This is a genomic window from Methylobacterium guangdongense (genome assembly GCF_038442355.1).
GTDB lineage: Bacteria > Pseudomonadota > Alphaproteobacteria > Rhizobiales > Beijerinckiaceae > Methylobacterium > Methylobacterium guangdongense.
On the sequence record NZ_JBBXMX010000021.1, the window covers coordinates 71,068 to 90,430 of the forward strand.

The 19,363-nt window shown below is 64.2% G+C and carries 15 protein-coding genes, 1 tRNA gene and 1 pseudogene; 5 read left to right on the forward strand and 12 right to left on the reverse strand.

Going from position 1 to position 19,363, the window contains the following annotated elements; all coding sequences use genetic code 11:
• Nucleotides 1-111 precede the first annotated feature (111 nt).
• The 5 genes from AAHG09_RS26570 to AAHG09_RS26590 all read right to left on the reverse strand — a co-directional run bounded on the left by AAHG09_RS26570 (nucleotide 112) and on the right by AAHG09_RS26590 (nucleotide 5,239).
• Nucleotides 112-1,206 (reverse strand): YeiH family protein, encoded by a 1,095-nt coding sequence (locus tag AAHG09_RS26570; protein ID WP_342110506.1) that lies wholly within the window; start codon nucleotides 1,204-1,206, stop codon nucleotides 112-114.
• Nucleotides 1,207-1,232: 26 nt separating this feature from the next.
• Complete coding sequence (sorB, locus tag AAHG09_RS26575; protein ID WP_342110507.1) at nucleotides 1,233-1,553, reverse strand: SorB family sulfite dehydrogenase c-type cytochrome subunit; 321 nt, start codon at nucleotides 1,551-1,553, stop codon at nucleotides 1,233-1,235.
• 11 nt (nucleotides 1,554-1,564) lie between these two features.
• Nucleotides 1,565-2,749, reverse strand: coding sequence for a SorA family sulfite dehydrogenase catalytic subunit (sorA, locus tag AAHG09_RS26580; protein ID WP_342110508.1), 1,185 nt, complete (start codon nucleotides 2,747-2,749; stop codon nucleotides 1,565-1,567).
• A gap of 138 nt (nucleotides 2,750-2,887) precedes the next feature.
• Complete coding sequence (locus AAHG09_RS26585; protein WP_342110509.1) at nucleotides 2,888-3,751, reverse strand: amidohydrolase family protein; 864 nt, start codon at nucleotides 3,749-3,751, stop codon at nucleotides 2,888-2,890.
• Nucleotides 3,752-3,820: 69 nt separating this feature from the next.
• Nucleotides 3,821-5,239 (reverse strand): MFS transporter, encoded by a 1,419-nt coding sequence (locus AAHG09_RS26590; RefSeq protein WP_342110510.1) that lies wholly within the window; start codon nucleotides 5,237-5,239, stop codon nucleotides 3,821-3,823.
• 221 nt (nucleotides 5,240-5,460) lie between these two features.
• On the opposite strand from AAHG09_RS26590, the gene AAHG09_RS26595 reads away from it, so the two are divergent.
• Nucleotides 5,461-6,345: a LysR substrate-binding domain-containing protein gene (locus AAHG09_RS26595; RefSeq protein ID WP_342110511.1), complete on the forward strand. Its 885-nt coding sequence runs from the start codon at nucleotides 5,461-5,463 to the stop codon at nucleotides 6,343-6,345.
• 136 nt (nucleotides 6,346-6,481) lie between these two features.
• Nucleotides 6,482-7,807, forward strand: a pseudogene (locus tag AAHG09_RS26600) (IS701 family transposase).
• Nucleotides 7,808-7,809: 2 nt separating this feature from the next.
• Here AAHG09_RS26600 and AAHG09_RS26605 read toward each other — a convergent pair.
• On the reverse strand, nucleotides 7,810-8,424 hold the full coding sequence (locus AAHG09_RS26605; RefSeq protein WP_342110512.1) for a 2-hydroxychromene-2-carboxylate isomerase: 615 nt from the start codon (nucleotides 8,422-8,424) through the stop codon (nucleotides 7,810-7,812).
• A gap of 201 nt (nucleotides 8,425-8,625) precedes the next feature.
• Entirely contained in the window at nucleotides 8,626-9,246 is a 621-nt protein-coding gene (locus AAHG09_RS26610) for a glutathione S-transferase N-terminal domain-containing protein (protein WP_342110513.1), read from the reverse strand.
• 530 nt (nucleotides 9,247-9,776) lie between these two features.
• On the opposite strand from AAHG09_RS26610, the gene AAHG09_RS26615 reads away from it, so the two are divergent.
• A complete protein-coding gene (locus AAHG09_RS26615; protein WP_342110514.1) occupies nucleotides 9,777-10,481 on the forward strand; it encodes a recombinase family protein in 705 nt (234 codons plus the stop codon).
• Between the two features lie 598 nt (nucleotides 10,482-11,079).
• Here AAHG09_RS26615 and AAHG09_RS26620 read toward each other — a convergent pair.
• The 5 genes from AAHG09_RS26620 to AAHG09_RS26640 all read right to left on the reverse strand — a co-directional run bounded on the left by AAHG09_RS26620 (nucleotide 11,080) and on the right by AAHG09_RS26640 (nucleotide 17,733).
• Nucleotides 11,080-11,547, reverse strand: coding sequence for a hypothetical protein (locus AAHG09_RS26620; protein WP_342110515.1), 468 nt, complete (start codon nucleotides 11,545-11,547; stop codon nucleotides 11,080-11,082).
• Nucleotides 11,548-11,604: 57 nt separating this feature from the next.
• Entirely contained in the window at nucleotides 11,605-15,681 is a 4,077-nt protein-coding gene (locus AAHG09_RS26625) for a hypothetical protein (protein WP_342110516.1), read from the reverse strand.
• Entirely contained in the window at nucleotides 15,681-15,971 is a 291-nt protein-coding gene (locus tag AAHG09_RS26630; RefSeq protein WP_342110517.1) for a hypothetical protein, read from the reverse strand. Before AAHG09_RS26630 ends, AAHG09_RS26625 begins: the two co-directional genes overlap by 1 nt.
• A 128-nt stretch (nucleotides 15,972-16,099) precedes the next feature.
• Nucleotides 16,100-16,525 (reverse strand): hypothetical protein, encoded by a 426-nt coding sequence (locus AAHG09_RS26635; RefSeq protein WP_342110518.1) that lies wholly within the window; start codon nucleotides 16,523-16,525, stop codon nucleotides 16,100-16,102.
• Complete coding sequence (locus AAHG09_RS26640) at nucleotides 16,522-17,733, reverse strand: tyrosine-type recombinase/integrase (protein ID WP_342110519.1); 1,212 nt, start codon at nucleotides 17,731-17,733, stop codon at nucleotides 16,522-16,524. Before AAHG09_RS26640 ends, AAHG09_RS26635 begins: the two co-directional genes overlap by 4 nt.
• Before the next feature lie 192 nt (nucleotides 17,734-17,925).
• Here AAHG09_RS26640 and AAHG09_RS26645 point away from each other — a divergent pair.
• A tRNA-Glu gene (locus AAHG09_RS26645) sits at nucleotides 17,926-18,000 on the forward strand.
• A gap of 438 nt (nucleotides 18,001-18,438) precedes the next feature.
• Nucleotides 18,439-19,032, forward strand: coding sequence for a hypothetical protein (locus AAHG09_RS26650; RefSeq protein WP_342110520.1), 594 nt, complete (start codon nucleotides 18,439-18,441; stop codon nucleotides 19,030-19,032).
• Nucleotides 19,033-19,363 lie beyond the last annotated feature (331 nt).

Here is a 19,363-nt window from a genome sequence, read left to right on the forward strand (position 1 = left end):
AATTGAGCCGAATGCCACGCCGCCTTAGAAGCAGACGTCGCAGAAAGGAGAATCAGCTTGGGGTGCTTGTAGATTTTACGACGGCCCCAGTGACTGCGATCTCGGCCGCGCTCAGCCGATCCCGAGACCTCGGATGAGCAGGACCGCGATGGCCAGGAGCACGAGCAGCGAAGCGGTGACCGCCAGCGTCACCCGGCCGCCGACCTGCGCCAGCACGCGCACATCGACGCCAAGACCCAGCGCGGCCATCGACACGATCGTCAGGAAGCCCGCGATCCGGGCCAGCGGCCCGACCGCGCCGTCCGGGATCAGCCCCAGCGAGCGCAGCGAGGCGAGCGCCAGGAAGCCCAGGATGAACCACGGCACCAGCTTGAAGAAGCCGAGCCGGCCCGGCGCGGCCTTGCCTGTCGCCCCGGCCGTCGGCAGGCGCGGGGCGAACAGCGACAGTGCCACCACCACCGGGCCGAGCATCAGCACCCGCACGAGCTTGACCAGCGTGCCGACCTGCGTGGCCAGCGCGCTCACCGGCACGGTGGCGGCCAGAACCTGCGGCACTGCGTAGACCGTCATCCCCGCCAGCACCCCGTACTGGTGCTCGCTGAAGCCGGCCAGCGGCACGAACAGCGGCAGGCCCAGCACCATCAGCACGCCCAGCACCGCGGTGAACGCGATGGCCGCCGCCACGTCCCGGCTGTCGGCCCCGATCACCGGCGCCACAGCCGCGATGGCCGAGTTGCCGCAGATGGCGTTGCCGCAGGCGATTAGCAGCGCCATGCGCACCGGCAGGCCCAGCGCGCGGCAGAGGGCGCAGCTCGCCAGGATGGTCAGCGCCACCGCCCCGACGATACCCGCCAGCAGCGCCGGCCCCGAGGCGACGATCGCCCCGAGGCTCACCGAGGCGCCGAGCAGGGTGACGGCCACCTCCAGCACCTGCTTGGCCGAGAAGGCGATCCCGGCCTTGAACCGCGTCCCCGGCACCCAGGCGGTGCGCACGGCCGTCCCCAGCAGGATGGCGAGCACCAGCGCCTCGACATAGGGATGGCCGGTCAGGCTCTCCTCGCCGGCCTGCAGCGCCTGCGCCGCCCCCGTGATGAGGCAACACAGCACGAGCCCCGGCAGCAGGCTGCCGACCGCCCCGGCCCAGACGGATCCGCGAGCGCGGTCGGCGGGTCCCGCAGCGAGGCGGTCGACGGTCCTGGCTGTCATGACTGCTCCCTGCCGGCCCCGGCCCTTCAGTAGGTCGCGCCGAGATAGGCCGCGATGGCCGCGGCCTGCTGCGCCGCGATCGGGGCGCGGTAGACCTTGACCATCTTGGCGACCTCCGCGTCCCAGAACGCCGGCCCCTTCCCGGGCGGCTGCATGGCGACGTAGTCGGCGGAATGGCAGGTCTGGCAATTCTCCTGCGCCGCCTGGAATCCGGCCGCGTGGCCGGCATCCGGGGGGGCCTTGAACTGCGCGGTCGGCTCCGGCAGCGCGTAGTTCTCGGGGGCGGCGAGCGCGGCCGTCCCGGCAAGCGCGAGGCAGAGGGCGGGCAACGCGGTGAAGCGGGGCATGTCGATCTCCCTCAGGCCGCCCGCACGCGGGTGGTCTCGACGACGTTGCGCATGTAGCCGGCCGGGTTCCAGCGCGGCTCCATCGGCTGCGTGCCGCCGTCGTTGCCGGTCGCCCGGACGCGCAGGGCATGCGGGCCCGGCGCCAGATCGGCCTCGGCGGTCCAGGCGCGGAAGGCGTAGCGGCCGAGATCCTGGCCGAGCCGGGCAGGGCTCCAAGTTCTGCCGTCGTCGGTGGAGATCTCCACCGCCTTGATGCCCGATCCGCCGTCGAACGCGATGCCGCGCAGCGGCACGCGGCCAGCCTTCACCTGCGCGCCGTCGGCGAGGTTGGTCACGAAGGAGCGGACGTTGAACCGGCCGATCGGCACGGTCTTGTCCGGCGCCTTGCCGGGTTCGGTGCAGGCGCAGGCATTGTCGGGGATGCGGTAGGCGGTCTTCATCCAGAAGCCCTCGAAGGGCTTGTCGAGCACCGTGACGGCGTTGAGGTGCTTGACCCAGTAGGTGCCGTAATAGCCCGGCACCACGAGGCGCAGGGGGAAGCCGTTGAGCCAGGGCAGGTCCTGCCCGTTCATGCCCCAGGCCAGCAGGACCTCGCCGTCATTCGCCTGATCGAGGGGGAGCGCCTTGGTGAAGTCGGGCGTCTCCGGCAGGACCGGCCCGTCGAGGCCCCCGAATGAGACCTGCACGGCCCCGGCCTTCACGCCCGCCCTGTCGAGGACGCTCCTGAGCGGCACGCCGGTCCAGCGGGCGCAGCCCATGGCGCCGTTGGCGAGCTGGCCGCCGGCCATGCGCGGCTCGAAGAAGCCGCGGGAATTGCCCGAGCACTGGTTGACCGCGGCGATTTCGATTGCCCCCGGTAGGGCCTTGATGTCGGCCAACGATAGGTCGAGGGGCCGCGCGACATGGCCGGTGACCGCGACGCGGAACGCCTGCGGGTCGATCGCGGTGGGGATGTCGGCGAGGTGGTAGCGGACGAAGAAGGCGTCATTGGGCGTGATGGCGCCCTCGTCGAACACCGCGAACGGCGTCTCCAGTTGCGGCGGGCGGGCGGTCATTTGCAGGAGCGGGCGCTTGCCCGGATAGGCCACGAGCGGCCGCTCGCCATTGCCGAACGGCAGCGCAACCTCGTCGGCCATGGCGGAGCGACCGGCGAAGGCGATGGCGCCTGCACCGAACAGAACATCGCGTCTCAGCATTTTCTTCGCATCCCACGATCTTGTTGACGTCACCGTACGAACCGCCGGACGAGCCTCGATTCCGACGCTCCGTGTTGGAGTGCGGCAAAGCTGCCTAGGACGATGAGGTCGAGTCAGGGTCGGAACATCAGTTCCGCCTTATCCGTCGAGTCCGAGCCCGAGGAGCCGGTCGGCGTTGCGCCAAAGCGCAGCGTCGAGCGCTGCCTCCGACAGGCCGAGCATGCGGAAATCCTCGACGCCCTGACGCATCGGCCGGAACGGGAAGGATGAGCCGAAAAGGAACTGGTCCCTCATCGGGCCGTTGGCCGCCTCGATGTAGAGCTGCCCGCCCGCCGCAAAGGTATACATATCTGGCGAGACATAGACGTTCTCATTGCGGAACGCGACGGTGACCATGTCGGCGACGTTCGGATAGAACCCGTGGCAGCAGACCAGTGGCAGCTTTGGGAATGTCTTGGCGACGCGATCGACAGCGAGCGGATCGTTCAGTCGCAGATCCGGCGTGGTCGGGCCCGACATCACGAAGGCAGGGACCTTTAGCTCCTGGCACAGCTCGTAGAGTGGCATCAGACGTTCGTCGTCGGCGCGCATGCCCTCTGCGTAGAAGCCGGCATCGAGGTTGATTGCTTTGAAGCCGAGCTCCGTCACCGCGCGCCGAGCCTCAGCGACACTGGCGGCGCGGCCGAGTTCGATTGGATCGACCGAGGCTATGCCGATCAAACGCCTCGGATCGTGCCGGGCGACCTCGGCCAGCGCATCGTTGGAGACCCGTACCCCCGGCACCGAGCGGGCGACCATGATCGCTACATCGATCCCGGCGTCGTCCATCTCTGCTTTGAAGCCGTCGACGCTCATGCCGCGGGTGAAGTGGTCGATCTCATGGTCGTGGGTACCGACCCGCTTGTTTAACCAGCGCACCACCCCGTAGGACGGCGACTGCGGATCGGCGCCGAAGAAGGCGTGCAGGAAGGTCGGACGGCTACGCATGTCGACGACGGGCATTGTTCTTGACTCCACAATAGGAAAGCGGGGTCCGCGCGCTGCATTCGAGCGCGCAGGATTGATTGGACGTCAGTGGGAGACGGCTTCGAGCACTTTGCCGCGGGTTTCGACGCCGAGGGTGAGGACCAGGATGGCGGCGATCAGAAAACCCCCTGCACCGACTTGAAAGGCGGTGGCCGGGCCGTAATCGCGCACCAGCACCGGCACGATCATCGGCCCGAGGATGGCGCCGATCCGCCCGAACGCGGAGGCGAAGCCCGCACCTGTTGCCCGTGCCCGGGTCGGATACAGCTCCGGCGTGTAGGCATAGAGACAGCTCCACATACCGAACATGAAGAACTGCATCACGAAGCCGGTGACGAACAGCCAAGTCTGGTCGACGGCGTTTCCGTAGACGTAGGCTGCCACCGCCGCGCAGATCAGGAACGCCGCCGTCGTGGCCTTGCGACCGACCTTCTCAAGCATCAGTGCCGCGGTGAAGAAACCGGGGATTCCCCCGACCGTGATCAGGGTAACGAAGCCCACCGAACCGACGATTGAGAAGCCGCGTTCCTTGAGCAGCACCGCGATCCAAGAGTTCAGACCGAAGAAGCCGATCAACGCGAAGAACCACATCCCGAAGGCCATCACCGTCCGCAGCCGGTACTCGGGCGAGAACAGCGTCGCGATCGGGTTCTGGTGCGGCACAGGCGCAGAAGCCGCAGCGGCAATGGACGGGGCGACCGGCGGGAGGGGTTGACCCGTCGAGCGCTCGACCTCGCGCTCCATCATCGACATCACCGCGTCCGCTTCGGCATGGCGCCCGTTATCGGCGAGCCAACGCGGTGACTCCGGCATAGAGCGACGAACCACGAGCACAACCATCGAGAGGAGACCCACGATGGCGAAAGCCCAACGCCAGCCGAGATAGGGCAGCACGAAGAAGCTGATCGCCCCCGACAGCACATAGCCGATCGCCCAGAAGCCCTCCATGAAGGCGATATACTTGCCGCGCACATTGGCGGGCACGATTTCCGAAACCATCGCCTGGGCCACCGGTGCCTCGCCGCCGACGCCGACACCGATCAGAAACCGGCAGACCATCAAGGCTGTAAGGCTCCAAGCCGCCGCCGCAGCGAGGCTGGCGAAACCCCAGACCAGCATCGTCACTTGGAACACTGTCTTGCGCCCGAAGCGGTCGGAGGCAGTTCCGGCGATCACGTTGCCAACGAGCTGCCCGGCGAAGGTCATGGCGGCGAGTTGGCCGGCCTCGGTTGGTGTTAGCCCGAAGGCGACGACGATCGAACCTAGTAGGAAGGTGAGAAGTGCGACGTCGACCTGGTCGACGAGCCAAGCTGAAGCGATGATCGCGAAGATCTTGCGCTGGTAGCCCGACATCGGCAGCCGTTCGAGCCGACCAGCGATGTCGGAGGTGGCCGCCGCGGCGGCCCGGTCGGAGGTGGTCAGTTCGATCCCCAATCCGATGGGGGAGTCAGTGGCAAGATGCATGGCGTTCACTCCCTGAAACGCGGCTCCATGGACGCTCAAGGCCTATGCTTGCAGCGACCACTGAACTCGTTCGATCTGCAAGCTCGCGCATCCCACCCGCTCGGGTGGGGCTCCGGCTGTGCATTATTTTTCTTTTTGTAATTTGATTCGTAGTTGGAACCTTCCCCATTCCGGCAGATCGGCGCAAATATAATTCTCTTTTAAGGGTATAACTTCGAGTTATGGCTCTCAACCTCCACCTTCTGCGATTTTTCTTCGCCGTGGCTCAGACAGGCAGTTTCTCCCGTGCGGCCGATGAGCTGAATGTCAGTCAACCCGCCATCTCAAGAGGCGTGCGCGACTTCGAGCTTCAAGTGGGCTGCCGGCTACTCGACCGGGGTCCGCGCGGCGTCCGGCTCACTCGCGAGGGTGACGCGCTGTTTAGGCATGCGAAGACCCTGTTCGCGATGGAACGGTCCGCTGAAGATGAGTTACGGTCATTACGTGGATTAGGCAGTGGTTATCTGCGTATTGGTGCCAGTACAACGATTGCGACTTATATGCTTCCGAAATATCTTGGCGCCTTTCATCGTACATATTCCGGAATCGATCTTAGTATCACGAGCGAAAACACCCGTTCAATTGCAGGTCTGTTGATGAAGCATAAAATCGATGTCGCGCTCGTCGAGGGGCCCGTCGATGTAGCGGGTATCGTCAGCGAGGCTTGGATTACGGATGAGATGGTGCTGATCACCTCGGCAGACCACGCTTTCGTGCACGATGATGAACCGATCGACCCCGTCCGGCTTGAGAGTGAGACTTTCATTTTTAGAGAGCCGGGATCGGGGTCGCGTGAGGTGGTTGCAGAGGCCCTAAAGGCGAACGGGGTTAATCCCGTTCGCCGACTTCATGTTGGGAGTACTGAGGCAATCAAACAACTCGTCGCAAGTGGCGTCGGAGTCGCAATTACATCTGTTGCTACCATTCGTGATCAAGTTACATTGGGTACTTTGGTCGCCATCCCAATCCGTCATATGCGGGTTGAGCGTACCCTATGGCGGCTTTCTGTCCCGGGACGGTTAGCAAATCCCGCTACGATCGCTTTCGAGGGCCTAATAAAGTTTTGATTAATCTCATTAACGTATAGTAGTTTACGTCAAAAATTGTCAATTTATATGCGTGCTGTGGTGTTTCTAGCACTAACCGGGCACTTTGAGGGGCGGTGGGCGTTTTGATCCTGCGGTGGCACTGCGGGAGATGTACATGGGCGAGAGACCGTCGGGGCAGGATCTCGATGCGTGGCTGGCCCCGTTTCTGGCTGCGATGGGTCGCAAGACGCGGGGGACTTGAGCGCCGCTGTACCTGCGCGGCCTGCTCGGCCCCGGGGATCGCAAGAGCCTGCAGCCGATGGCCGCCCGTCTCGGGCTGCCGGGTCACGACCAACTGCAGCACTTCATCGCCAGCCCGGCCTGGGACGACGGCCCGCTCTGGGCGGAACTCACCCGTACCGCGGACCGGCTGGTCGGCGGATCCGACGCCTGCCTGGTGATCGACGATACGGCGCTGCCGAAGAAGGGCAAGCGCTCGGTGGGCGTGGCGCGCTAGTACTGCGGGCACCTCGGCAAGAAGGCCAACTGCCAGTCGCTCGTCTCCCTCACCCTGGCGCGAGGCGAGGTGCCCGTGCCGGTTTGCCTGCACCTGTTCCTGCCGGAGGAGTGGGTCGCCAACCCGAAGCGTTGTGAGCGGGCAGGTGTGCCCAAGGCGGCGGTTGTGCCGCAGAGCAAGGGCGAGATCGCGCTTGCCGAACTCGACCGCCTGCAGGCCGAAGGCGTCCGCTTTGGTGTGGTACTGGCCGATGCCGGCTACGGCTGTAGCGCCGTGTTTCGGCATGGCCTCGACGCGCGCGGGCTGACCTGGGCGGTGGGGATCGCCAAGAACCAGAAGGTCTACGATCCCGACGTGCGGCTGGTGGAGCCGGGCGGGAGGGCGCGCAGAGCTGTGCCGGATCAGGAGCCGCAGGAGGCCGAGGCGGTTCTCGCTGCGCTGCCGTGGCGGCGCGTGACGTGGCGGCAGGGCACGAAGGGCGCGCTCGCGGCCCGGTTTGCCATGACCCGCGTGCGGGTGGGCGACGGTCCGATCTGGGGCAACAACCGCCATCTGCTGGGCGCCGAGGTCTGGTTGGTGGGCGAGTGGCGCGCCTCGGGCGAGCGCAAGTACTACCTCTCGAACCTGCCGCCCCGCACGACCCGGCGCGCCCTGGCCGGCACAATCAAGGCGCGCTGGGTGTGCGAGGAGGGCCACCAGCAGCTCAAGGAGGAACTGGGCCTCGACCACTTCGAGGGCCGCTCCTGGACCGGCCTGCACCGGCACGCGCTGATGACGTGCATCGCCTGCGCCTACCTGCAGCACCTGCGCCTGGCTGGGCCCGACCGGACGGATGGGGGAAAAAAAGGTGGCCGGCCTACCGGGACCGCCACCGTCTCCGAGCCTGCCCGCCGTGCGGCAGGCCATCATCGGCCGCCTGTTCGTCGGCCTCATCCCACCGGTGCGATGCCCGCACTGTCGCCGCCGCTTCCGGCTGCCGTCTGACCTCAAAGTGCCCAGGTAGTGCTAAGGCGGCGATCGAGGAAGTCCAGCCGATCCTGGCCCCAGAAGATGTCTTCGCCCACAGCATACGTCGGCACACCGAACACCCCACGGTCGATAGCAACTCTGGTTTCCTGCGAGCGTAGCACCGCCCAACGCTCGTCATCCGCGTCTTCTAAAATCGATGGTCCATCCAAGCCGACATCGTTGATGAGCCGGCCGATCGTATCTCTGTCACCCGTATCGGCTTGCTCTTCCCAGAGCGCCTTCAGAACACGGTGCGCCAAGTCTACGGCTGGCTGATCGCCGATCATCTCGCGCACCGCAAGGACGCAATGGGCGGCGGTCTTCTCGTTGGCCGGGAAATGCTTCGGCTCAAGGTGGATCGGAATGGCCAAGGCGTCGCGCCAGCGCGCGAGTTCCTGAATGCGGTAGGCTTGCCGCTGGGGCGAGCGCTTGGGTAGCGGCAGGCCGCCCGATGCCGAGAAGACCGACCCGACATCGATGGGATGAACGCGTACCGTTGCACCGTATCGTGCGGTCACCTCCATCAGTCGAGCGGCTCCTAGATGCGTCCAGGGTGAATTCAGCGAGACGTAGTAGTCCACTTGCCCGCTCATCGGCTCTCCCATCGACAGCCCGCGGCCATCGCTGACTGGCACCGTGATTCTTACACTCCTCGCCAAAGTCTGTCTCGACCACGGCGAGAGAGTAGCTACCCGTTCAGTAGCGATCGTTCGCACGCCGATGACCCTAGGATGGACCGATCCGCTCGACCAAGCCTGCGAATGACAGGCCTCGCCACCTTCGTTTTCGACCCGTCATCGCAAAGCAATCTCGAAGCCGCGCTTGACGCCCGGACGGATCATCAGCGCTTCGTACCAGCGCCGGACGTGGGGGTAGTCGGCGAGGTCTATCCGATGGCGTTCGTGCCGCCATGCCCAACCCACGATCGCGAAATCCGCAACGGACAGCGCGCCGGCCACGAACTCGACCACCTGCAACCGCCGGTTCAGCACGTCGTAGAGCCGCCGCGTCTCGGCCTGGTAGCGCTCCAACCCGTAGGCGCGATCCGCCTCCGCCACACCGAGGAAGTGATGGACTTGCCCCGGCATCGGCCCGAAGCCGCCCATCTGCCACATCAACCATTCCAGCACTGCCACGCGTTGCCGGCGGTCGACGGGCAAAAACAGTCCGGTTTTCTCGCCGAGATAGAGCAAGATCGCACCCGACTCGAACACTGAGATTGGCGCGCCGTCCGGCCCATCCGGGTCGACGATCGCGGGGATGCGGTTGTTGGGGCTGATCGCGAGAAATGAAGGATCGAACTGCTGGCGGTTGGTGATGTCGACGGTCCGCACCCGATAGGGCAGACCCATCTCCTCCAAGGCAACGCTGATCTTGCGTCCGTTTGGCGTGTCCCACGTGTGAAGCTCGATCATGGTCGCTGATTCCTCGCCGTCGGCCTAATGTTTATGGTCCCCAGCAGTGCACGGGATTTGTCCGCGTCGTCCAGCGCCACGAATGTGACCACCTCGACCGCCTAATTTGAGTCGTCCCGGCTTCAGTCCGGTACGTTTAAACCCTGTAGGTATGACGAGCGTCTTTATCCCGCCAACGAAGCGACGAAGATGTGCGTCTGACCTGGATCGGGAGGGTGTGTCTGCTTTTCAGGCGAGTCGTCTCGGAAGCGGACTGGCGCCTTTCGGCCAAACCCAGTCATTTCTCAATGCCGTTGCGCCGAGATGCTGATCGCGATCCGGACATTTTGTCCGAATCGCCCTCGAGGTCCCAATTTTGTTGATGTGTCTGGCGAGTGCTGACGGAACTGCTGCGTGGGTATACCGGGAGGGGTATACCCCTGGGATAGATCCACTTCGAAAAACGACACGCTCATCTAAGCGCCATTGACAGGCAGTTTTCCTGTATCACGCTATGTAACGTCCGATGCATAGTGCGATACAGGTCAAGCATGATCTCTGGCCGCTTCATCTCTTACCTGCGCGTCAGTACCGATAGGCAGGGTCGATCCGGGCTCGGCCTGGAAGCGCAGCGCTCGGCCGTCACAGACTTTCTGAACGGAGGGGCTTGGACCCTGATCGCCGAGGTGGTCGAGATCGAAAGCGGTGCAAACAGTGAGCGGCCGGAGCTGGCCCGCGCGCTGGCCTTGTGCCGTGCGCACCGCGCGACGCTCGTGGTCGCCAAGCTCGATCGGCTGGCCCGCGACGCTCATTTCCTCCTGGGCCTAAGCAAGGCGGGCGTCGATTTCGTCGCCTGTGACATGCCGTCGGCGAACCGGATGACCGTCGGCATCATGGCTGTGGTCGCCGAGGAGGAGCGTCGGATGATTTCCGCCCGTACGAAGGCTGCTCTAGCGGCTGCCAAGGCGCGTGGCCAAAGGCTTGGTGGATTCAGGGGGCGCGCGGGCACGGCTGAGGACACCGCCAAGGCTCGCCTCGCCCGCACTCGCAGAGCTAGAGAGCAGGCGGAGGCGCTCGCACCGATTCTGGCACGCCTAGATCCAGAAGGTATCGCGTCCCTACGTGCTGTAGCCGCAGCATTTGAGCTAGAAGGTGTTCCGACGTCGAGCGGTACCGGCAGCTGGACCCCGACGGCCGTGAAGAGGCTGCGGAGCCGTCTCGTATCCGCAAGCGGCGCACCGCCGAACGGTGGCTGAGCTGGCCGTAACTTCGGCAAGCTACTTTAAAGGCGAGGCGCATTGAGCTTCACGCTTTGGCTTGTGAAGCCATCCATCCGCTGACTGAATAGGCGCGCATTTCAAGAGTAGGCCACCGCGCGTCCGATATGTCTGATCTGTCTGATGCCAGATCTCAAAATCAGACAAGTTGTATCAAGTATGTAATTGCGAGAAACGCCTGTTGATTTCAATGAGGTATCACTGCATATTGCTGCTCTATGGAGCGAGGCAGCGATGATTCCCACCTTGAAGCAGCATTCTAATGGCTATTACTACGTTCATTGGATGGAGGGCTGCCGAACTAAACGTTTGACGACAAGGCACAAAGATGAATTGCGCGCCGCTGTCTTCCTGGGGAATTTTATATTGGATGAATGGGCGCATCAGGTCTTCAAGCGGACAATGTATTCATCCGAGCCAGTAAACCAATCTAAAGGCGCTCTTACTGACGGTCGGGAAAAACTACAGACTTCATGCGATATTATTCAGCTATCGAGCGCAAGGCGTCGTGCTGCGCGCAATTAAAAGCAGCTTTGCAGCAACTGCATGTTTGTCGAGCCATGGAAGAGTGGCGCAATCAATCGAACAGACCGCCTGTTGGCGGATCCGTGATCTCTTCGCCCTCAATCACTGGCGCATCGAGTTCGGCGAGGTAGGCAATCGCGCGCTCACGAGCTTTCGAAAGCTCTGCACGGGGCATCTCGAGCAAAGGTTTTTCCTCAGCCTCGCGCTCGCCCGCTCCGATACCGGACAATTTGGCCAGGTGCGCCGCCGCCATGACCCGCGTGTTCTTCGGCGCTTCATCGTTATTTGCGATCTCGATCAGCATGCCGACGCCAACACCGGCACCCGCGGTGCGCAATCGTTGCGCGACAGCCTTCCGCACCTCAGTGATGATTACAGGCCGTCGCATCAGCGTTCCGCCATGCGAGGAAGGCTGTGCGTAGCCAGCAAAGGCAGCAGCCGCTGTCGCGTCGTTGCCCCGAACCATGTGGCTAACGAACATCCGCTCCTGCGGCGTGAGTGCTCCGGACTTCAACGGCATAGCGTAACCCGAAACCGACCTATCTTCGAATACTTTAGCAGATGTTGTAACATAACGCTATTTCGCCTCTGAGCGGAGGTTCAAGAAGCACGATGCTGCGGCGAGCACAGCATCTCGGCCAAAACGTCCGATCAGTTTTATCACTAGCGCCTGCTCTTTGCCGTGATCCCGCTGGAGCTTCGCAAAGGAAGGACCGACCATCAGGGAGCGGGGCTTCGCCCCTAGCTCGATAGCAAGCTCGACCGCTGACATCCGAGGCTCGGCGGCCTGTGGCGGAGGCGCGATGATCGGCGTGCGCTGCGGCGGCCAGAATGCGCCATCTCGGACGCGATGGTACAGCGGCTGAGTAGAATGCCGCTCGTGCACGCGCAAGGTGAGGCTCAGACTCTCTACCCGATAGATGTCGTCCGCAGCAGGCGGGACCGGGCTATGACGCTCGGCGGTCCGGTCGCTGATGCAAAGCAGTTCATGAAAGGGAGTCCGACCGACTGGCAAGGCCAGGACGATCGGCAGAGTCTCGGAAGCTGGTGCGTGAGGACCTCTGCCGGCGAGAGCCGCCCGGACGTCCGCCAAACCGACGGGGTCTTTTTCCGAAACGAAATGCTCAAGCGGTCCAAGACTATCCGTCAGTGACTGTCTTGGATCGGGGTATCGATCGATGTCGATTAGGACGCGCCCGCTGCGCCGCTCCCTCGGTAGCCTGTAGCGAAAGCAGCGGAACGACTCCAGGCCAGCGAGGGGTGCCTCGAACCACCGGCCTTCAACAGACTGCGCCTGAAAGTGTGACGCAGCCCTATTAAGATCTCTTATGGACCTGTCACACTTTCGATCTGACCCCTTGCCCCACGCCGCCGCTCCGCTGAATAGGCCGGTCAAGGCACCGATCTCACCCTCGCGATGAAGCCGTTGCCGGACCGCCGCCGCAGGATCGCCGTTAACGAATACATCCGCCAGCACACGCCCCGCGTCCCGCGCCGTCTCAGGCACGATGCCCCGGGCGAACAAGGCGTCGATTATTCCGCCGGCGTCTAACAGGTCACCAGCGGCAACGGTGGCGTCGAGGGCGAGCGCGGTCGGCGTGCTTGTTAGCATCACCGAGAAGAGCCGCGCCCCCGGCCCCCGTCGCACCGGCCGTGCTCTTCCTTCGATCTGTTCGAGTTCCGTCGCGATCTGCCGCCGAAATGCTTCAGCCTTCGGATCGGGATGTATGTGAGCCGTTACCCGCCGGCCGGTTCCGTCACGCATGAGCTGCACTCCGTCACCGCGGGGGTAATAGCCGGCATTAGGCGGCACGAGCCTGTTGGTGGCGAGAGAGGCCATGATCTCTACGTCCCGCGGTGACGCCTCCGGCCGGCCGAGAACGACGATCGCGGCCACGCCGCGCCAGCCGTCAAAACCGCGCAGAGCGTTGAAGTGGCCAAGCGCGACGTTCGCCGGCAGCTGCCCGCGCAGACGCGGCTCTAGATCCTTGTACGTCACAACCGCCACATCAGGGCCGGGTCGCGCTCCCTGGCCGCGGAACCGAAAGGCGATGCGCTCTATGAACCGGACAATCTGTCCGATTGTGTTGGTTTGTCGTTTCGCTTCGGCAGCGTCTCCGCCGCATTCAGCCGTAAGCAGGCTCGACCGACCGAACACTCGGTCGATCACAGCGACCCGGTGAACGTGGGTCTCGCGCGCACGGACCGCGGCCTCAATGCGCAGGTTCGGCAGCCACGCGCTCGCGACCTCCGGGATCACCGTCGCGTCGAGATACAGAACCGGGCCTGCAGCCCAGTCGCCGTTCAGCTCCTCCTTCCAACGCAGAAGGACGGTACGCTCACCGGCAGCATCCTCGTCCACGGACAATGACCAGGGCGCGATCGCCTCGCCCGAGCGCAGGAACGCTGCCAGAAGGCTCCAAAACCGGGCGGCTAGGATCACCGACCGGTTTTTCTCGTAGGTCTCGCGCACGGTGATCGCCGCGGCCTCAGACGCGAGGTCGTGATTAACCGCGATGCTCTGCCGCAAACCTTGCGTCAGGCGCGCGGCGTGGTCAGCTTCGGCCACGCTCAGATCGCAGGACATGAAGGGCGCGCGCTTGAGCAATCCGCTCTGCCCGGTAAGTGCGGCGGACATCTTGTCCACGATCCGACGATAAACGTCGCGTTTCTCGGAGGCTGCCAATTTCAGCGCGAGGGCATTCAGCTCGCTGACCGTTACCGACGCGGACTGACGATCGCGACCGCCGAACAGGCCGAGCCAGGGTGCCTCGTCCAGCACCAGCATGTCGAACGGCGAACCTTGACGCTCTCGCTCAGCGGTATGGAATGGTCTGGGCGCGCGATGCGTCAGCATAGCATGAGGCACGATCCAAACCTGCACGTCGGATGCGAACTGCTGTCGGTAGGCGCAAGCTTCCTCCCCGCTGATGCCGGGCCGACGCGGGTTGTGAGCGCACCACCCACGTTCCGGCCCGCCACACGCGTCGGCGATGCGTCCGCCCACGTGTTGGATCTGCTCGACCAGCGCGTGCATCGGACAGTTCAACCGCCCAGGTCGTCCCGGGTCCGGCCGACCGGTCCCGCGCCACACGCGGGAGATCGTTGCGCCGGCCATGCAATTGAGTCGCGTTGCCACGTCATCTGCGGTCTCGTGGGTTGGCACAGCGTAGGCGATTCGTAGAGACGAATCGGCGCGCACGGCGACCAGGAGGGCGCGCAACGCCTTTTCCGTTTTACCTAGCCCGATGCCCGCGCCGATCCCGATGCACGGCATCTTCGGAACGTCGAAAAACCAGGGGGCGCTGAGGATCACCTCCAGCGTTGCTGGGGAGCACGCAGCGCGGAGTGCACGTCGATCGGCGATCGCCTTGAGTGACTCTGCGAACGCACCCTCCATGGCCCGCTCAAGCGCGGCGCCAGCCTGGCCCAGGCTTAGGGCCGGGAGAGCGCAGGGAGCCTCACATGACTGGCCGACGCGGGCGCGCTCAGCCCTTTTGGCGTGCTCCTGGTCCCGCACCCATTCGACCAAAGCCGGCAGGTTCGAGGTCTTCTCTTCGATGTAATCAAGCGTGTGCTTTGCCGGATCGCGAAGCGCGCTGCGCACGGCTGTGATGAGGCAGGCCAGCATATTGCTGGCATCTGCATCGGGGCCGTGCTGCGAGATCCAAGCCGCGGTGGCAGCCAGCATCGGGCCGTAGAAGCCTAGCTGGCCCGGACCGTCGCCAATTGTAGAGACATGATACTCGAACCCGGCGCCCCCTCGCTCATAGGGCTGTGTCACGCTTTCGATGGCGATTGGGGTAGCATTGAGGGCGCGGCGCTGCGGGCGTGCGAGGGCCGCATACCGCGGCTCGATCGGGACGGGAACCGAGACCATCTCGCGTTCGCCGGCGATAAAACCCGAGCGATGCGGAACAGGGTCGACCGCCCCGCCTTCGAATACCGGGCTGGCTGTGTAGATAATTTGCACTGAATGATAGAGGTTCGGATCAGCTTGCGTCGCTCGCAGCCACGATTTCTTTGGCACACCGGGAACTGGCGTTGGTTCGCAGAGCCATATCTTGATCTCGTCACGTCCTGTCGGGCGGTCTAGCCAGAACCACAGCCGCAGGCGTAGGCCCGGCTTGATCCCGTGGCTCGCGGTGAACTGCCAGATGCAGGAAGTGCCCTGAAACGCAGGCAGCAACGTGCTGATAGCGTACAGCACGGCAGCCTCGGGCTCGACACGCCAATCTAGGCCTGGCGGCGGCTTGATCCCGTCGAGATCGATCGGCACGTACCGGTGCGCCACTGGCTCGAAGGCCTGCTTGTTGCGCCGTGTTCGCTCAGCCGTGGAAGGATCGAGCAGCCGATCCAACACGACGCACGAATGCCGGGCGGACTTCAGCGTTTCCAGGACTGCATGCAACTCGGACAGACAGGTTACTCGGTGCTGGCGGACGCTGAACTCATGGGCCTTGTCATAGGCCAGGACGTCCAGCTTCCCGTGTCCTTGGCTAAGTCGGATCCGCTTTGCGAGCAGGCGACCGTGGAGGGCGCGCAGCTCTGTCAGCGTGTCCCCGGTCGCGTCACGCGTGTGGGTTGGCGGCTGCTCCTGAACTTTGCCGCGACCATCCGCGACGGGGCTGCCACCGGGGTCCACGTCGCTCATCACCGAAGTGCCGCACGGGCCGCAATGGATCGCTTCGCTCGGGCCGCGGCACCGCGTTTACCGGGCCGCCAAGGCTCGGCGTTCTCGACAAGGATAAGGATACCCGCGGTATCGACGACGACCCGGCCTGCGATGCGCTTGAGCTTCAGCCGACCTTCCGAGGCCAGTCGATAGATCGTCGTGCGTGAAAGCCCCGTGACATCGCCGGCGACGTCCATGCGGAGGTGCGGCCGCTTCTGCCACGGAATGGCGTCGGAGCGCTCCAAAAGCTTCTTCGTGGGGCTGGTCATGATGATCTGCCTTGTCTGATCTGTCGGACGACATGACCATAAGCGGCAGACAGAGATGTGAGGCGCCGACAAAAATTCGATCGGCTTAACCTATTGCGTGTTCAGCAGAAAAAAGGCCAAGGCGCTGATTACAGATTTTCAGCCGCGCGCCGCCGCATCTCCCTGCGCGTACGCGTGCGCTCCCGTTTAACTGAAAGTTCCTCGCGGTGCGGGGCCTGTTCTGCGGCTATGCGCGCCGTCCCGCGCTTCCCTTCACTCTGGATGGCCTGGATGATGCGCAGCAGGGCGTCGGCATCCTTCACAGGCGGCCGGCCTCTCTTGACCGCGCGCCACTCGTAGACTGGCCGCTTCGGACCGAACGGCCTGACCTTCTCCCCGGTGGAGGGGCAATCCACAAGTTCGGGATCCCTGAGGCGCTTCAAAAAGCGCTTCCACTCAACCGGCTTCGGCTTGGCAGGTGCGGGTGGCACCCGCTTGGAATGTCCGACGGGTCGGCCAACGATCTTATTGTTCGCGGTAAGCTTAGTCTTCGCAAGATTCCGTGGCTGCTTCATGCTGCGACTTCATCGACGGAGCGAAGAGCGGCGACGGTGCTCGGTGCCAAGGGCGTGACGGCTCGACGGGCGATCTCCTCGGTCGCCTCGACGATGTAGGCGGAGTAGTGGTCCTCGATCATCTGCACGCTGGTGTCGTGCAGCGCCGCGACCAGCCTTACCGGTACACCGGCGCTCAGCGCCCGCACGATCGAGCTGTGGCGCAGGCACAGCATGACTGTCCCGGGAGGCGCCTCGGCGCGGGTCCGAGCTTTGTCCCATAGGCGCAATGCCGCCGAGGCTGTGGCCCAAGGCCCCCGATCGACCCGCTCCCAGGTGACGGGCCCGACCTGGCGATGCCGCCAGTGCATCAGGAGCGGTTCGTGCCCACGGCGGCCGGCTAACGCAATCTGAAGCCGCTCAAGCACGTCGGCCCCCACTGGCACGGCGATTGGGGTCGGGCGCTTGCCAGCGCGCCCCTTGTTCGAGGGCGGCACCATGATCCGGCCGCGCGCTGTTTGCACGTCGCCGACCGTAATCCGCGCGACCTGCGAGTGGCGAGCGCCCGTCGCCGCCATGAGCAGTACGAGGCGGCCGAAATCGCCGGTCTCGTCGACAGTGAAGGCGGCGTCGATGAGGCGGCGGATCTCGCTGTCGGGCAAAACTTGCTTGCGCGCGCTCGATCCAGCGGACAGAGCCTTAGTGCCGGAGCGGATCTCAGCAGGAAGCGTGGCGGGCAGCATACGGCGATGCTGCTCGGCGGCTGCGTTAAGGGCTGCTCTCACATCATTCAACAACCGATTGACGGTTGTGGGCTGCAGGTCGCCTGACAGACGCTGCCGCCACGCTCGGATGGTGCCCGCGTTGAGCTTTGCGAGCTGCGTATCAGCGAATGTCTCGTCGGCTAGAACATGCTTGCCGAGGCGCTTCTCAGCGTCCCGACCTGCCGCGGGAGCACGAGCTGAACGGGCGGCGACGTAAGCGTCGACAGCCATGCGGACGGTCGGGACGACAGTTGCACTCCCCTCCCCTTCGCCGTCGATACGACGGACCTGGGCGCGGGCCCATTCAATGGCGGCGGTCACGGCGGCGGGATACGGCAAGGCGTCGGCCTCGGCGCCGGCATCGTCAGCTTGAGCTAGTCGCTGCTCGACCCGATTGCCGTCGATTACCAATTTGGCGACCCAGCCCCCAGGTCCATGGGCCGGCTTGCGGTAGCCAAGGCTCACACCCCCTCGCCCACCCGAAACGCCCTGCCAACGCGGGTTCTTGGCCGGCGCAAGCCGTGCACGCTTTGCGACGCTGTCGAAGCTGCTAGGCTTTGCCATCGTTCGGTCTCACACAACGTCTCACACAGACGGTCAGACCAACTATGGTAGTAGGGTACGAAAAAAGCGAGTACGGAGAGGGAATTGCCGTGTGCGCTTTTGCCCCCTTTGTCTCGTGACGGCCCTTTCACGGCGAAAACACGGGTTCGATTCCCGTAGGGCGCGCCAACAAAATCAAGCACTTAGCTTATGTAGCTGCCGCTGGTGTCCAGTTTGTGTCCCGTCGAGCGAGCCGGACATCCTTGGACGAGGCTGGCTTTGGTCGGCCATCAGCGACATGCCAATTCATACCGACGAAGTGTCGCGCCCACCCGATGCGCGGCCGTTTGTTCGGGATGAATCCAGGCCATGCTCAACGACACAGTTCCAACGTTTCGGTTTAACCGACCTCGTTCCCCTTCCCCTTTAAACTTGCTGCCTCGTCGCCCTGAGCCGGTCAAAGCGCCCGACCGGCCGACAACTGCCAAGCCTGCCGATTTAGGTCGAACCGGCGCTGGGACTGGCAGCCCCAATGCCGTAGCGGCCGACGCCGAACGCTTTCTGCATCAGGTTTGAGGCGCTGGATTACGGTCGCTCGACGGCGCAGGTTGGCTGCAGCGAGCCGGATTGAACATCCGCAAGGCGTCAGACGCTCAGCACCTCGAAGCCATTGCCTTGGCCTATGCGACCTACGTCCAAGTCAGCGCCAGCCCGCTGAAGTCCGCGATCATGGCCGAGCTGGAGACGTTGAGCGGACGCAAGCGCTCGCGCACCACCCTTGACCTGCACCTCATCGTCGAGCGGTTTGTTTCCTACGGTGGCGAGACGCCCGCCGAGCGCCTAGCAGCGCGTAAGCTGATCAGTCGGGACGTGCGGGCGATCCAGCACCTCGAATCAGCCAAGGTGCTGCCGAGCCGGGTGCAAGCACTGGCGGCGACGCCGGGCCAGGGGCTGCATGCCTGGGCACGTCAGCGGGCAGTGGCGAAGCGGGTGTCTGCTGCGCCAACGGACGCCATTGCAGCTGCGCAGCGAGCGAAGGCCGAGGCACGGCAGCGGGCGCTGGTCCACGAAGTTTCAATCACCACGCGTCGGCCGGATGGCTCTCGAGAGGCAAAGCGGCGCTTCGCTATCACCGGCGTTCTGGGAGCCGAGCTAGCGAGGCTGCGACGGTGTCTGAAGACTCTTCAGATGGTGGCCAAGTGCGAAGCTTCGACTCGCTGATCAAGCTGGCGGCGAGGCGGCATATGCTCAGCCCCACTGCTGGAATGTGCCATGAGCAGAAGTTAGCTGAACGCCCGGAAGCGGACATTCGATTTCAAGAGTCGGTCCGCCCGGTGTCGACCCTTGCTGGGCTGAGGCGCCTGTTTCCGACGTACCTGTTTCGGAGTTATTGACCGGGCCGGCTGACATTCAGAGGATTGGCGATGACCTTGCCCCCTGTTCTGCCCTCGTTCTGAAGCTAGGGTCCGTCGATGAGGAGACGGACGATGAAGAAGAGCCGGTTCAGCGAAGAGCAGATCATCGGCATCCTCAAGGAGCAGCAGGCCGGGCT